The sequence below is a fragment of the Variovorax sp. PAMC26660 genome (assembly GCF_014302995.1).
GTDB lineage: Bacteria > Pseudomonadota > Gammaproteobacteria > Burkholderiales > Burkholderiaceae_C > Variovorax.
Window position 1 is genome coordinate 5,376,032 of record NZ_CP060295.1, and the last position, 14,399, is coordinate 5,390,430.

General features: G+C 59.2%; 15 protein-coding genes, 1 tRNA gene and 2 pseudogenes. 6 read left to right on the forward strand and 12 right to left on the reverse strand.

What is annotated here, in order from left to right; translation table 11 throughout:
- Positions 1–14: 14 nt before the first annotated feature.
- A complete protein-coding gene (locus tag H7F35_RS25355; RefSeq protein ID WP_187114406.1) occupies positions 15–470 on the forward strand; it encodes a MerR family transcriptional regulator in 456 nt (151 codons plus the stop codon).
- Between the two features lie 26 nt (positions 471–496).
- Positions 497–573: transfer RNA gene (locus tag H7F35_RS25360), tRNA-Pro, on the forward strand.
- Positions 574–636: 63 nt separating this feature from the next.
- Here H7F35_RS25360 and H7F35_RS25365 read toward each other — a convergent pair.
- The 3 genes from H7F35_RS25365 to H7F35_RS25375 form a co-directional block, all read right to left on the reverse strand.
- Entirely contained in the window at positions 637–1,152 is a 516-nt protein-coding gene (locus H7F35_RS25365) for a hypothetical protein (RefSeq protein ID WP_187109315.1), read from the reverse strand.
- A 311-nt stretch (positions 1,153–1,463) separates the two neighbouring features.
- Positions 1,464–2,762 carry an McrC family protein gene (locus H7F35_RS25370; protein ID WP_187109316.1) on the reverse strand — a complete coding sequence of 433 codons (1,299 nt, stop codon included), beginning with the start codon at positions 2,760–2,762 and terminating at the stop codon, positions 1,464–1,466.
- Positions 2,759–4,786 (reverse strand): McrB family protein, encoded by a 2,028-nt coding sequence (locus H7F35_RS25375; protein ID WP_187109317.1) that lies wholly within the window; start codon positions 4,784–4,786, stop codon positions 2,759–2,761. Before H7F35_RS25375 ends, H7F35_RS25370 begins: the two co-directional genes overlap by 4 nt.
- 506 nt (positions 4,787–5,292) lie before the next feature.
- Here H7F35_RS25375 and H7F35_RS25380 point away from each other — a divergent pair.
- Positions 5,293–5,664, forward strand: a pseudogene (locus H7F35_RS25380) (transposase); the annotation flags it as partial.
- Positions 5,665–5,703: 39 nt separating this feature from the next.
- On the opposite strand, the gene H7F35_RS25385 reads toward H7F35_RS25380, so the two are convergent.
- From H7F35_RS25385 to H7F35_RS25400, 4 genes are all read right to left on the reverse strand, one after another.
- The gene (locus H7F35_RS25385; RefSeq protein ID WP_187109318.1) at positions 5,704–6,708 is read right to left on the reverse strand and encodes a hypothetical protein; all 1,005 of its coding nucleotides are present in this window, start codon (positions 6,706–6,708) and stop codon (positions 5,704–5,706) included.
- A gap of 28 nt (positions 6,709–6,736) precedes the next feature.
- Positions 6,737–7,645 (reverse strand): pyridoxal phosphate-dependent aminotransferase, encoded by a 909-nt coding sequence (locus H7F35_RS25390; RefSeq protein ID WP_261803341.1) that lies wholly within the window; start codon positions 7,643–7,645, stop codon positions 6,737–6,739.
- Positions 7,646–7,670: 25 nt separating this feature from the next.
- Positions 7,671–7,970, reverse strand: a complete 300-nt coding sequence (locus H7F35_RS25395; protein ID WP_187109319.1) for a hypothetical protein — start codon at positions 7,968–7,970, stop codon at positions 7,671–7,673.
- Between the two features lie 88 nt (positions 7,971–8,058).
- Positions 8,059–8,190 (reverse strand): hypothetical protein, encoded by a 132-nt coding sequence (locus H7F35_RS25400; protein WP_261803342.1) that lies wholly within the window; start codon positions 8,188–8,190, stop codon positions 8,059–8,061.
- Positions 8,191–8,685: 495 nt separating this feature from the next.
- Between H7F35_RS25400 and H7F35_RS25405 the strand changes: the two genes are divergently transcribed.
- Entirely contained in the window at positions 8,686–9,003 is a 318-nt protein-coding gene (locus H7F35_RS25405) for a hypothetical protein (protein ID WP_187109320.1), read from the forward strand.
- 113 nt (positions 9,004–9,116) lie between these two features.
- On the opposite strand, the gene H7F35_RS25410 is transcribed toward H7F35_RS25405, so the two are convergent.
- On the reverse strand, positions 9,117–9,344 hold the full coding sequence (locus H7F35_RS25410; RefSeq protein WP_187109321.1) for a hypothetical protein: 228 nt from the start codon (positions 9,342–9,344) through the stop codon (positions 9,117–9,119).
- Between the two features lie 379 nt (positions 9,345–9,723).
- Here H7F35_RS25410 and H7F35_RS25415 point away from each other — a divergent pair, with 379 nt between their 5' ends.
- Entirely contained in the window at positions 9,724–9,999 is a 276-nt protein-coding gene (locus tag H7F35_RS25415) for a hypothetical protein (RefSeq protein WP_187109322.1), read from the forward strand.
- A 310-nt stretch (positions 10,000–10,309) separates the two neighbouring features.
- Here H7F35_RS25415 and H7F35_RS25420 read toward each other — a convergent pair whose 3' ends face one another.
- The gene (locus H7F35_RS25420; RefSeq protein WP_187109323.1) at positions 10,310–10,498 is read right to left on the reverse strand and encodes a hypothetical protein; all 189 of its coding nucleotides are present in this window, start codon (positions 10,496–10,498) and stop codon (positions 10,310–10,312) included.
- Between the two features lie 848 nt (positions 10,499–11,346).
- On the opposite strand from H7F35_RS25420, the gene H7F35_RS25425 reads away from it, so the two are divergent.
- Positions 11,347–11,715, forward strand: a complete 369-nt coding sequence (locus tag H7F35_RS25425; RefSeq protein WP_261803343.1) for a hypothetical protein — start codon at positions 11,347–11,349, stop codon at positions 11,713–11,715.
- Between the two features lie 66 nt (positions 11,716–11,781).
- Here the strand turns inward: H7F35_RS25425 and H7F35_RS25430 are convergent.
- The 3 genes and pseudogenes from H7F35_RS25430 to H7F35_RS25440 all read right to left on the reverse strand — a co-directional run.
- A pseudogene (locus H7F35_RS25430) lies at positions 11,782–12,054 on the reverse strand (hypothetical protein); the annotation flags it as partial.
- A 289-nt stretch (positions 12,055–12,343) separates the two neighbouring features.
- On the reverse strand, positions 12,344–13,858 hold the full coding sequence (locus tag H7F35_RS25435) for an MFS transporter (protein WP_187109326.1): 1,515 nt from the start codon (positions 13,856–13,858) through the stop codon (positions 12,344–12,346).
- 3 nt (positions 13,859–13,861) lie between these two features.
- Positions 13,862–14,398 carry a GNAT family N-acetyltransferase gene (locus H7F35_RS25440; protein ID WP_187109327.1) on the reverse strand — a complete coding sequence of 179 codons (537 nt, stop codon included), beginning with the start codon at positions 14,396–14,398 and terminating at the stop codon, positions 13,862–13,864.
- Position 14,399: the final 1 nt, after the last annotated feature.

Genomic DNA, 14,399 nt, shown 5'->3' on the forward strand with positions numbered 1-14,399 from the left:
CCGTCTTGATTTCAATGGAGAAAACGCTCCCACCGATTCCTGTCAAACGCTACTTCACCATTGGTGAGGTCGGCGAACTCTGTGGCGTCAAGCCGCACGTGTTGCGCTACTGGGAACAGGAGTTCACGCAACTGCGCCCGATGAAGCGGCGCGGCAACCGTCGCTACTACCAGCACCATGAAGTGCTCATGATCCGGCGCATCCGTGACCTGCTCTACGACCAAGGCTTCACGATCAGCGGCGCGCGCAACAAGTTGCAAGAACTTGTGCAAGGCGAGCGCGACCGTCGCAAGGCTGGCGAGGTACCGCTCGAAGGCATGGAGGCGATCGAGATCGACCAGGAAGAATTCGATGCTGCCGTGCAGGACAGTCCCGAACAGATCGCGCCGCGCACGGCCGACCTGTCGCAGTTGCTGCATCTTCGGCGTGAACTCTTTGAAATTCGTGAGCTGCTGACCGTCGGACACTGAATTTCGCCCGCTATAATCGAGAGCTTCGGTGTGTGGCGCAGCCTGGTAGCGCACTTGCATGGGGTGCAAGGGGTCGAAGGTTCGAATCCTTTCACACCGACCAGTATTGACAGGGGTTAGCAGCGTAGTAGTTGCTAACCCCTTCGTCATTTCTGAAGCCCATGCCCTACTGGTGCCCCAAATTGCGCACATCCATTGATATGCATGGAGGTGCTGTGAATGAACGCACACCCCTTAACTGACCGGGAGATACTGAAAGTGGGCGGAAGAAGCGGGCCGCCCTAATGAAAAGCGGGCCTGCTGGGGGCTTCTGAGCTCCAGCGTCGTAGCTCTGGATGATGTCGCGGTTGCGGTGAGCCTTCAATGCCGCCTCGCATTTCGCAACATGCACACTGACGCGGCCGACGAGTTGGACGGCCACTGCGCGTCCGACGCATTCGACCAGCACAGCCCAAGTGCGCGAGGCGCCGTTGACCACCTCGGGAATTTTGATCTCGTCACCGCCGAACATCTTGAGCAGGTCGACGGTGGCGTCGATGCCAATCACGTCGACCAACGTCCGTGCGGTTTTCGGCAAGGCGTCGACGTATTCGACCTGGCGCGGTGGCACCGTGTCGTCGAGCAGGCTGAACTGACCGCCACAGCCAGCCTGCTGCCCCATCCCTACGCTGTTGGGTGCCAAGGGCCGCAATGATCTTGTGCGACTGGTCGTGGTTGCACTATTCGCAGAAGTCGGGCGCCTGGTCGCCAAACATGTGTTTCGCGGTGCCGTCCGCTTAGGTGTCGGACTTGCGGTCCAGGCTGATGCGCCCGGATCCGGCGGATGAGTTGGAGCTTGTCTGCGGCAGGCACCGGGCGCTTGGCCTCAACTTCGAACTCGGCAAAAGTGACTGGGCCTCTTGGGTTCAGGCCCTGGGCACTATCGCAGCGATCGCTGGCGCGTGGCTGATTTGTTAGTGCCGACGCAATCTTGACCAGCTAAACCGCAAAAGGTCAAACAGCATTGGGGATGGGGCGCAAAAATCGCTTCAAAGGCTCGGATACTGAGAGGCTTCTGGTCATGAGGCAAAACGGAAGCACCCACAGCCTCAAGGTGTGGGCTTTGGGAAAGTCGAAGACAGGCAGCGGTTGGAGAAACGCATCTGTCTTTGGGTAGATCAATACAACGTCGCCATCGCCATCAAGATAGTGATGGCCATAGGCAAAAAGCTGGTAGAAGTCGGCTTGGCTGAGTTGATATTTCTCCCGACTACCGTTCTTCGCCGAATCCAGGAGCTTCCACTTCGTATCGAGGACCAGATGCGTTTTCGCGTCATCATTGATCAATAAGTCGGGCTTCATGCGAAACCAACGCTGCTTCTGGTGGGAGACCAGATGCAGGTTGCTCGCTTGTCCCTTCAGTGCGAGGCCATCTTGGAGCTGGCGCTCCAAATACTTCCTCACATACGCCTCGAAAAGGGCCTCCATTGGGAATAGCAGCGACTGCGCATGATGTTTGCCGAATGACGAGAGAGGGCTCCGGCCTTGCAAAATAAGCCGGGCCCAGTCCAAAGCGTGTTCGTAGTGGCTTGTGGCTCTGTCTAGCCTGACGCGCTGTAGATCGGAGAGAGGATCTGCAGGCAACTGCACTTCGGCAAAGGCAAAATCAAGCTCGCGTGCGAGGCGTTGGTTCTCGTGAGAGCGGCATATGCCAAGTACCCTATGCAGCGCTGCACGGACCACACGATTTTCTGGCCGGTCGGGTGAGAACTCATCGTACTCGGAGTAGAAACGATCCCGCCGGATTAGATTTTGCGAGATCTGTCGTGCAACCAGGAGCTTGCCGCGCAACGAAAAAAGATTGCCTTCACGCGTGACATAGTCACTGCGCATCCCGCGCTTTACCAGATGGCTGACAGCCTGAAGGAACTGCTGGATAAAGAACTCCAGCAGCGGCATGCGGCCAGTGAGTAGATCGGCGTTGACTGGTTTGATGTGCCGGAAGCCCCACAAGCATTTAAGCATCTCGACGAACAACGCCCGTGACTCGCCCGCGGATGTATGGCGGCCAGTTTTGGGCAGCACCTCGATCTGAAAACCGCACGGCGCCTGAAGCACACCGACGTAGCTCGTGACTTGAATCGCTGGTCGTCCGCCGACGCTGCTTGGTTTCAGCCAAGGCGCCGTTTCGTTGCTGGTTCCCCTGGACATCGTCTCCAGCCAACTGAAAACGCGAGATGGCACCGCAGGCTCTCGAGCCTCTGCGTTCAGCTCAACGATCCTGTCGAACTCGAAGATCGTCAGTGTGTTCATTCGTTCGTGGTGGCCGCCGCACGTTTGGCGGCATAGATCCCGACATAGGCTTCCGGATGATCGAGGGCGTCCGGATTCAACTGGAATCGCGGACGGGTCGCGTACTGTTCCAGGTCGTGTTCACGCCCGAACAGCTGGAGCAAGTCTGTTTCCTGACTAACCTCGTGAACAAACTGTAGATGCCGTTCTGCCTTGGATTTCTGGTTATCGCCCAGCACCAGGCGGATCTTCTGCCAGTCCTCAAAGAAGTATTCTTCAAGGAGCGGAATGATCCGGTTCTTGAATACGGCCTTGAGGGCATAAAAACGCTGTTCTACGGGCGAGTCGGCGAGCGCGGTGAAATAGGCATGCCCGACCGTATGCTCGCGGTCGTAGAGCGCTTCGATGCGCCTGTTGAGCATGATCAGCATCTGCTCGATGCTGATATCGGTCCCCTTGTGGGCAACAAGCACGTCAGCAAGGACCCTGGGATTGGGCATCGATTCGATGAACTCAAAGCGCCTGCGCAGTGCTGTGTCCATGAGCGCTAATGACCGGTCTGCAGTATTCATCGTGCCGATCACATCCACGTTCGAGGGCACGCTAAAAATGGTCCCGGAGTAGGGCAGCATCACTTGCGCAGCGTGAAGGGCGCCTTCACGCTTATCCACTTCGAGCAGTGTGATCAGCTCGCCAAAGATCTTGCTGATATTTCCCCGGTTGATCTCGTCGATAACGATCGCGAATCGCTCTGAGGGCCTGGTGCGGGCCAGCTCACACAATCTCAGGAAGGCGCCACGTTTGATCTCATAGCGTATTTCGCCGGTCGCCGGGCTTGGTGACTCTGCATCCGCAGCCGGAGCGGCGTCGTCAGACACGGAAATGACCGGGCGCAACCCTTCGACGAATTCTTCGTACCCGTACGACTGGTGAAAGGTGACAAACGTGTATCGCTTCTGAATGTCCCCATCGGTGTACTCAGAAGCGAGAAGAGCCTGCAGCTGGAATGTCTTCCCGGTGCCAGGGGGGCCGTAATAGATAATATTTCTAGGTGGGCCCATGACGCTTACATCGCCCTCGACATCCTCGTCTCCTTCGATCACATAGTCATCAGGCCAGTAACCTTCGCGATCTGTGCTTGGTATCAATCTCGCGGGCCAGGGCTCGGCATCTTTGTCAGATTCTTCCAATAGTTGGACTATTTCGTGGCTCAGTGGCGTTGGCTCCAGCACATCCAAGCCAGCGAACGCGTCCCATCTTGCACGAATACCTGTCTGTTGCAGAAACAGCGAGCCGAGCGGCGAACCTTTGGCAGCATTCTTCTCCCTGCGTCCGAAACGCAATTGGCTGTTCGTTGTTTTCGTGAACCACCAATCCAAGCCAAGTTCATTGACAGCCTGCGCTACTCGTATGAACAGCGCTGTAGTTGCTGCTGGCCACAGCGGCTGCCGTTCTACGAAGTCAGGATGACTTTGGAAGTGTCGAAGTAGCGAGTTTGTCTCGTCGACTGCGGAGAGTTTCAGCTTCTCAGCAAGAGCTTCGTAGCTAAGAGAAAAGCCTTTGACGGCTTCCGCACTCCAGGCAACCAGTTTGTCAAAATCGAGCGAAAGCCCCTCAGCAATAGGCTTAATCGCGACGATGCGTGATGAATGGAACGGGCCGCGAATGTCCTCGTATGCCTTCCTCACGCTGCGGTCTTTGATCTTGCTGTCAACGACATCGATCTTGACGACAAATCCACCTTCTGCCTCGATCCCTACTGTGTACGCCAACCCGAGGGGCGCATTGCCTGAGGGATAAATTCTTCCCCAGTTGTAATGAAGGAACTGACCTTTCCACTGATCGGTGGGTTTACGCACCGTCTTGCACCATCCATTGGGAAACAACTGCTTCTGCAGCGCTACTGCCCACCTTTTCGTGACGTCGTAAGCTTGGCACAACTCAGCATATGCCAACTGATGGGCGGCGTCCGCGTTGTCGTATTCCGTCCCGCGCCACCGCTCGAGGAGTTCGAAGTGCTCGTTTCTGAAATATGGAGTTGGCATGCCTAGTTTTCTTCCGTCCGCTGTCTCGCCGGGCAACAGGCCCCGCGCCGATCAGGATCGTAACGATTTGTGCGAAAGCTTTCTATGGCGAGCGAAGAGTTCCCCGCGTTGCGTCTGAATCGCAACAGTCAATCTGACGTTAGCGTACTTGCCTGCGGGACGCGGCAGAAAAGCATGGCTTGGCGATTCCCAGACATGTCGAACCTGATTAAAGACCGACATGCGGCCCTGGCAAGGGCGACCGATGCAATGCCCTTTGGCTGCCATCGACGAGCTTGTACCTTGGCGGTCCGAATAGTTGAAGATCCCGGCAGCAGCGCCTTAGTAATTCGCGTATTTAGTGCTTGTGGCGCTGCGCGCAACTGCCAAGGTGATCATTGTGCTGGATGCCCGCGCGTCAAGCCGAAAGCTTTGGCTCCCTCGTTTGTCAGCCGTAAGTAAGCGTGATCCCCTGCAGGTGCTCGCAAGTAAGCGAGCGGCGAGGAGGAGGGAGTCGATCCTTAGGCGCTGAGCTCGCCAACACGATGCAGGATGCAACCATCGAGACGGTGGCCGACACTAACGACCGGCCCGTCGTTCACTCTGACCGTGGCGCTCACTATCGCTCGCCCGGCTGGCTATCGAGGATCGGTGAGGCGAAGCTCATTCGCTCGATGTCCCGCAAGGGATGCTCGCCTGATAATGCGGCGTGCGAACGCTTCTTTAGCCGGTTGAAAACCGAGCTGTTCTAACCTCGCAACTGGCAATCCACAACCATCGAGCAGTTCATGCAAGCCGTGGACCCCTACATCCGTTGGTACAACGAACAGCGGATCAAGATTTCTCTGGGCTCTCTCAGTCCCATCGAATACCGAGAGAGTCTTGGGCTTACGGCATAAAACCAGTCCAAGTTTTTATCCGCATCCCCTCGCGTCGGTTCAGTCCAACTTGGCAGACCAATCAGGCATCGATACGCCGTGCGCGCTGTAGAACGCCTCCAGACGGTTGCGGGTAGCCTCACCCTTGCGTAGGCCCGCCCAATCGGCCGCGTTCCCCCCGAAGAAGCGACCGGAGAGGTCGACGACTTGCTGTTGATGAATGACCGGCCTGGCCTCGAGTCCATCGAATAGACTCACGAAATCGGCCAGGTATTCGTTAATGCCCCCTTCCGTCAAGGTCATCTCCCAATCCGTTCCATACATGAACCGAGCGGCCAACGGAGCGCGGCCTGGAGGCAACGGGTCTTCGTAGAGTTGGCGAAGATTCTTCAGCAGTTCCGGCTGTTTCTTGAGGACTTCAACGAAGTATCCAGCGTCGGCAAACGCGTTCGCCCCAGCCGCTGTCCTGTCCTGGGCCATGAGTGCCGTAAAGCCCCGAGCTCGTTCCAAGCCATCCTCGACAAGTGATGTATCACCAAAGTGACCGAAGCTAACCCTCAGCCTGGGGAAGGCGGAGAGCGCTTGAGCCCAGTACTTGGAGCCGGCCAACGCCTCGAACTCGTCGATCACACCGTTGGACACGTTGGTGTGAGCCATCACCGGGACTTCATGCTGCTCACACCACCGGAGCATCATTGCCATGGCGTCATCCAGCTTCTGCCCAAGGTCCGGGCTTGCAGTCCAGCTCGGAAGCCAAGACCGTTTCCAAAAAGGACTGCCATCCTTCGTCTTCAAATCCTTGTTTCCAAAAGCCGCAAATCCCATTGGTGGATACAGCTTTACCCCCACACACCCTTTGGTCTGGATAGCGTCGGTGACGAGGGAAAAGGAGTCGCTGGAAGTCTTTCCGAGTTCGAACGCGACTTGGCGCAGTGGGTCGAACGGCACAAAGGCATGCACCCGGCCGCCAGTCACGATAGTAATCTGGCGCATCACTTCGACCTGTACAGCCAGAGGCATCCTCGTCTGGCTACCTTTCGCCAGCCAGAAATCGTAGTCGACCATGCTCGGAAGCATCAAGTCAACCACCCGGCTAACTGCCTGCCTGCGGTGTGCGAACCGCAACTCCTTCGATGCCGCGGAACACCGCCAGCAGTTCGTCCCGAATGGCCTGATGCTTGTTGATGCGGTCTGCTAGCCATCCCGCCGGCTCGGAGAACCAAGTCCGCATGACCGCTTGGCAGTAGCCGGGAGCGCGCAACGAAACGATGGCTTGGAGCTTCTCCATGCGCTGGACGATGCGCGCGCTTCCAAATGCCACACCCAGGCGATAACCACTCAACGATTCCGTTTTGGACGGGCCCATGATGGTTACGACGTTAGCTTCGTCCGCTAAGGTGCTGCGCAGGTGAACGTACGACTGGCCCTCATAGAGCAACCGGGAGTAGAGCTGATCGACGATGATTGTTGCGCCGAATCTATCCGCAAGCTGCGCGATTTGTCCGATTTCGCTTCGTGAATAGACAGCACCCGTTGGGTTGTTCGGGTTCGAGAAAAGGAAGACCTTCGCGTCTTTCTTGAACGCCGATTCCAGCTCATTCAAGTCCAGCCCTGCATTAGCTGAACCATTCAGATAGTCAAGCTTCACGGGGATCATTTCCGCTCCCATGAACTCGACCAACTTGCGATTGGCAAAGTAGTCGGGCTGAACGATCGCGACCTTGTCGCCAGCTGTCACCGTGCTCGCGATAGCGAGGAACAGAGCGCTTTGCGTGCCCGGGGTGATGATGAGTTCTTCAGCGGCTGAGACAGATTTGCCGGAGAAATCTGCCAAGTTGAGCGCGAGCTTTTCTCGGATCGAGGCATCACCTCGGTATTCCGTATAGGCCTGCCCTCCACCACGATGAACGCCCTGAACAAACGCTTCGAGCGATCCGGGTGCGGGCTCGAATGCAGTTGCATTCACGTCGCCATGGGAGAAATCGACCGGGGTTCCGGGCAAGTTTTCACCCTGAAACTTAAAGGGCTCATCCTTGAGGCTTGAGCCGCGTCGAGAGCGAGGAGTAGACGATGTTGCCGGCCATCAACGACGAGATCGCGTCGTCCGGGCGCTGCTGCCATGCCGTGGTTGCGATCGCGCGACTGGGCATCAGGTAGGTCTGCACGTCGGCCGATGCGGCGGTCTGCCCGAGGCTCACCGACACGGCGGACGCGGGCGTCACTTGCGACGCCGCAGCATCCGCGAGAGCCACCGGGCTGGTTGCGCGCCATGGGGGCGTTGCGCCGGGCGTCACCAGCGGGTTGACAGTGGTCAGGTTGACGATCACTCCACACTCCAATCGAAAAGAAGGCACCCGATGTCCGGGCAATCTTCTTATCGGCGTTCGGCGTGTGTTCTGAAGGGTTGCACGACTGCTACGACTTGAACGAGGGCAAGCACACGGTGATGGTGTCGCCGTCGCTGACGCCCACCACCAAGCAGTCGCGCGGCTCGGCCGCAGCGAGCAAGGGCAGGGCCAAGAGCAGGGCGGTCAGCTGTAGTTTCACGCGGGCGAACAGATCAGATTGAGGATTACAAGAGGGATGCGAATTGCGCCGACGCAAGGGTCTTTGAATTTTCCCTATCTTCCACCACAGGGAGTTAAGACCGCCATTCACTGGGGAGTGCAACCATGGCACCGGATTCGAGCGTAGGTAGCTATTTCTACGACGGATGGGAATTCAAGTTTCAAATCGAACGGGTTTCGAGCGAGGGCAATCTGACTGGCAGCGCCCATATCTATCGCGACGGGGCCCTTCATTGCGTCCTGACATCTTCGGGCGCTTCCAAGAGTCGAATACAACTGATTGAGGCGCTCAAATCCAGCGGGACACGGTGGGTTCGTGATCGAGGGACTCGCGAAACGCGGGCAGCCCCGGAGGCGTCCTAGCCACTGGTAAGCGTGACCTCGGTGCTGTCGGCGGCCACGATCACGCCCAGCTGCTGCGCCTTCAGGCCTGCCGCGGCGACAATCTGGAGCCTGCCTGACTGGAGAGAGACGGATGAATAAACTTACTGCGGCACTTTTGATTCTTTGCTGCTCATCGACCATGGCCATCGAGATCCGCGGTGCAACCTCGTGCGGCGCCTGGGTAAGCAGCCGGCAAGCCAAAAATGCAGCCGCAGGATCGGATCAGGTCTGGATGGTGGCATACCTTTCCGGCCTGGCTTCCGGGCTTGGCAAGGATGGCCTGAAGGGAACCGACAACGCCTCGATTTTCCTTTTCGTCGACGAGTACTGTCGTAAGAACTCCCTGAAGGATCTCGACGACGCCGGGAATGCAGTTTTCCGTGAGCTGCTGAAGAAGAACAACCTCTGACAGTCGCGCCGGCAGCCGAGCTCGCCGGGCGCCGCTACCACTCCTTCAATGGATTGCCACTGTTCCCTCGGCAAGCGTCCGATGCGCGTACTCGCATCTCGCTTCAACGGACATCAGGTAGACGCCCGCTTGCGGAGGATCTCGACCGGGCCCACGCCGCCATAGACCACCTCGCCCGCCTTCAACGAGGTGACCGTCCACCACTCGCCCGGGGCGCCCGGCGTGACCTTGTAGTCGCCTAGGGACAGCGGCAGCTCGCTCTCTTCGGTAACTCCTCTGCCGAGCCAGGAGGGCGTGCGGAGGATCGTGGACTGCTCGGGAAAGAAATCTTCTTGGCTCATGCTTAGATTTTCGGTCGCGGCCACTTCAGATCGGCCGCACTTCGAAGTACGCTTCGCCGACGTCGCCCAAGTCGCGGGAGCCAGTGGATCTGGCCGCGTCGTAGGCTCTGGCACCACGCCCTTAATTGCGGACTGCAAAGGTGTTCCCGTGAGCACCTTGCGGCGATAGACGCGCTTCGTGACTTTCACGTCTTCGGGGTGCAGCAGCTCGAGAGCAGACACGTCGAAATCAGAATCCGAAGCTGCCTTGGCGCGCTTGTCGTGGAGGGTGTGCCCCTCGACCTATGTTGGTCACAGTCCAAGCGAGAGCACTTCGAGGCCTGTTTTCATGGGATATGCTGCAAGGCACAACGCAATTTCTTGAGCCTGGAGTGTATCGATGGAAGAAGTGAAGATCCTGCAAATCATGCCCGCTGATGGGTGGGTCGCTGTTTACGATGGAGGTGAAGAAGGCGAGATGGAAGAACCCTTGGCCTGTTTTGCGCTGGTCCAAGTCGATTACAAAAATGGCGACGGCCCTCAGACTGAAGTTCGCGGGATGGCGCCCGACGAAAAGCTCATGGCATTCGTGGAAGATGCATCAAATTTTGTGACGGTTCGCCGCGCTGAAGAAGATGCGGACGAAGACGAGTCAGATACCGAAACGGACGACTGAACGTCCACTTCGCTCCGCCAGCATGGCACGCGCGCGGAATCACCCGGGTCCATGACAGATGTGCGTGGACGCATTCGCTGCGAACCGGATCAGATGCAACCTCCGCGCACGTTCGCACGATGCGCCTCATTGGGGCGGCATAGCTCATCGCTTTCTCGCAATGCACTGTGTGTCGCCCAGGTGGCCGAGGCAATGCCTTGATCGGAGTTGGCGCAGCATTGAGCGGTTGTTGGAAGACGCGACACGAGAATCGAACTGATCGAGTAACCCGGAACGCTTCAACCGTGAGCAACCTGTTGGAACTCGACGCTCAGACCTTCTTGTCGCGATGCTCCTTGAGCAATGTATTCACAAGCGAAAGTGCATCGGAGATGTGTTGAAGGGCGTTGATCCGATGAGTTTCTGTTGGCTGCGCCGCCCGAAAATTTGCCAATTCTGATCTGGCCTTACCGATCGCCAGTTTGAGCTTTCTGTATCTCAGGTCGACTACCAATGCCATTCTTCTTTCTCCTCCGATTGATGAGGGGAGCCTCATAAAAATCTATGCTCGCAGTCCAGCCCATCCGCAATCAGATTGGGTTGCGTGATTCGGGGCCAAAAAAAGCGCCTGCCGAAGCGGGTGAGTCAACGGGTTCGATCAGGGACGGCTGTCATGACTGATCGCACCTCGGTTGTGCCATGCATCGTGTTGCACATAAGACACCACGACGGATACGGGCGGCGAAGCGTGACGTAGTGCGCGCGCAGGTGGGTACTCCTTCAGTCAAACCTAAGGTTGGCGAACGATACTGACCTCGACGATCTGTTGGCGTTGGTAGAGGAAGCTCTTGCACCCGCTCTTGACTGCGGTTCCTCGAGGTTGGCGATCGTCGCAAATCCCTCGATGTACCTGTTGCGATGCAGGTCAGAAAAATGCGCCACTCACTACTTCGATATCTTGCCGGTCAATCGCTTCCCGCCACCGTCGCAGGAACAAGCGGTGTTGCCGCTGTTCAGGCTCTGGTGCAGGACGGCCATGTGAAGGCGATCCTGCCTTCGAGCCGCTCTGCGACGACCGAGCCACCAGCGGCCACGGTGACCGAGTTCACTCGCCTGGGAAGGCGCGAGTTACGGCGCACTCGGACTGCTACGTCATTGCAGTAGTTGCAGCGCGCAGCCGTTGCCTGTTGGCGAGGTGGCGGGCTCTGCGCGCAATGCTTGCGAGCGTGAACTAGTCCTCGCTTAGGGCGTCGAAAACGATGAGTTTTTTGCCGCCAGTCGTGATGTCGGCGACGGCCTACTCTGAATACACGGCTCACCGCCGCATACTCTTTTCACAACGAAAGATCAGGTGATGCGATGGGAGCGATGAGTGAAGTCTTGCCGGAGGCGAGCGCGTTTCTGTGCCGCTTCAACATTCCAATCCGGCTGGACGAAGATCGTCATCAATACGTCCCGGTCTTCGGCATCTTCCGCCGTATTCCATACGACCAGCTCGATCGATGGGTGATGCAATCAGATGGTCGGCCGCGCACTGACCGAGATCTGGCGGCCGAGGTTTTGCTGGAACTGCGTCGACCGCTTGGGCCTACAGGCAAGACGGCCCCACTGCATCTGAGCGTGCGTGAGGTCATCGAATTTGACCGTGCCGCGACGATCATCGTGGCGACGTTCCTGGCAGAGCTTCCGCGCGAAGCGAGCGAAGAAGCTGGCCTTGAACTGGGGCGCGTGGCGTAGGCACCTCCAGCGCAAGAAAGCCCTCACGAGGAGGGCTTCTTTGCGAGCAGACGGAAGGGCTAGATATCAGCAGGCCTTGCCGTGCGCCACATGCGCGCCCTTTGCCTTTGCGTCGGCTTCGGACATGTACGAACCGTGCTTGGTCTTGCCGAAGTACTTGTCGTTTGCGCAGTGATAGACCTTGCCATTGACCCAGACCTGACCCGCCGTGGCACCTGCCGCAGGCGCTGCCGCTGCTGCAGTCGTCGTTGCCGCCTTTGCCGCGGGAGCGGCGGCTGGTGCTGCTGGAGCCGCGGGAGCCGTTTGCGTCGTCGGCGCAGGGGTCGCTGCTGCAGCAGCAGGAGCGGGAGGTTTCTGCGCGAAGACGGATGCGGCGAAGACAGTACCGGTGGCCAACAGAATCAGAGCTTTTTTCAAGGTTGCACCTCAAGGTTCGCACGGAAAGACGTGCATGTTGCAACCAACGTGCGCCCTGCGCGTCGGTTGACTGACTGGCCGCTCGCCCTGTAACTGGCGGTTGCGCGCTAGGCCTATTTGATTAACTGCGGTGCAAACTTCTCGTTGATGGCGGCCTGCTCGCTGTCATGACCGCGGATCCCGTCCTCGGCAACCGACCCTCAGGAAACGCCTAAGACGCGCACCCCTCGGCTTGCGAGGGCCGCTGCTTGGCCCACCAGCCCAGGGCCGCGACCGAGCCTGCGGCCGCGACGACGATCAGCACGGCCACGGCCAGCACCGCAAAGAACGCTTGGTCGAACGCCGCGTGCGCGAGCGAGACGAGTTGCGACGCCACTTGCGCTGGCAGCGTCTCGGCGGCGAGCAGCGCGGCGTCGATGCCGTCACCGGCAGACGCGGGAACGGCCAGGCCTTCGGGAATGGCCAGTGCGGCTGTGTAGCTCGACGAGAGCACGCTGCCCAGCAGGGCCACGCCCAGCACGCCACCCAGTTCGTACGAGACCTCCTCGATCGACGCGGCCATGCCCGCATGCGCCAGCGGCGCGTTGTTCATGATCGCGTTGGAGGCGGCCGTGATGGTCGCACCGACGCCCAGCCCCAGAAGAACCAGAACGGCCAGCTTGCGCATGCCATGCGCATCCGCGAACAGTGCCAGTCCGCACAGCGCCAGCGCTGTGGTAAGCAGGCCCAGCAGGATGATGCGGCGCGAACCCATGCGTGCCAGCATCAACCCCGCGACCGGGCCTGCCACGAAGGCGGCCAACGGAAGGGGCAGGATCGTCAAGCCCGCCTGCAGCGGTGTCAGGCCGGTCACCAGCTGCAGCCGCTGGCTGAAGACAAGTTCGACGCCGATCAATGCGACAGACGCCACGACGGCCGCAATCACGCCGCCCGAGAAGTACGGATTGCGAAACAGGCGGAAGTCGATCAAAGGTGCTGCGCTGCGCCGCTGGCGCCGCACGAAAAAGAACATGGCAACAGCGGCCAGCGTCCCGATCACTATGGCCGTGGTGCCCGACGGTGCGACCTTGGCAAATTCCTTGATCGTCAGCACCAGGCACACCAGCGCTGCCAGTACCTGCACCGAACCGATGAAGTCCCACGGCCGGTTGCCGGTCGGGCGTTGGCGCGGGAGCAGCCACAAGCCCAGCACCAACGCGAGGATCACCACCGGCACATTGATGAGAAAGACCGAGCCCCACCAGAAATATTCCAGCAAGATGCCGCCGACCACCGGCCCGAGCGCGGCCCCGCCGGATGCCACCGATGCCCACACGCCGATGGCAACGGCGCGTTCGCGGTCGTCGGTGAAGGTCAGCCGGATGATGGCCAGCGTGGCCGGCATCATCATCGAGGCGCCCACGCCCAGCAATGCGCGCGCCGCAATGAGGGCGCCCGAGGTCGGCGCATAGGCCGCGCACAGCGACGCCACGCCGAAGACGGCCAGCCCCGCGATGAACATGCGCCTGTAGCCCACGCGGTCACCCAGCGCCCCCATGCCCAGCAGCAGGCCGGAGACGACGACGGTGTACGCGTTGATGATCCAGAGCTTCGCGGAAGCCGATGCGCCGAGGTCGTGCGTGAGCGTAGGCAGCGCGGTGTAGAGCACGGTCATGTCGACCACGATCAGCAGCAGCGCCATCGAGACGATCACCAGCGTGATCCATTTCTTTGCGGTGTGTGTCATGTCTCAGGCCTTCAGTTCCTTGAGCATCGTGACGGAGACGGGCGTGCATCCGCGCGCCTTGAAGAAGCGATGCGCATCTTCATTGCCGATGCCGCTTTCGAGAAAAAGCCGCGCGCTGCCGCGCTGCTGCAGTTCGGTGCAAAGCCAGTCGAACATCTGCGTGCCCAAACCCGTGCCCTGGAATCGCGAATCGACGACGAGGTCGTCGAGGGTGGCAAAGGTGCGGGACGCGATCTTGGCTTCGTCGATCGACACCAGCGCGATGCCGGCCAGCGAATCGCCGGTGCGCGCAATTGCGACCAGCGTGGTCGACGTCGCCAGCGGTTGAGCCAGGGCATGACGCACCTGGGCCAGCAAGACCTGTGGAAGGTCGGGGCGCCATTCGCCGATGGCCACGGCGCGCTGCTCCTGCAGTTCGGAGTGCGAGATGTAGTGAGCGCCGAGCTGTCGCAGGAACAAAGCAGCAATGGCCTCGGCCTGGGAGGGATCGTTGCACCAGCTCAACTCGAACGGTGCTGTGTGGGTACGAGAAATCGTCATG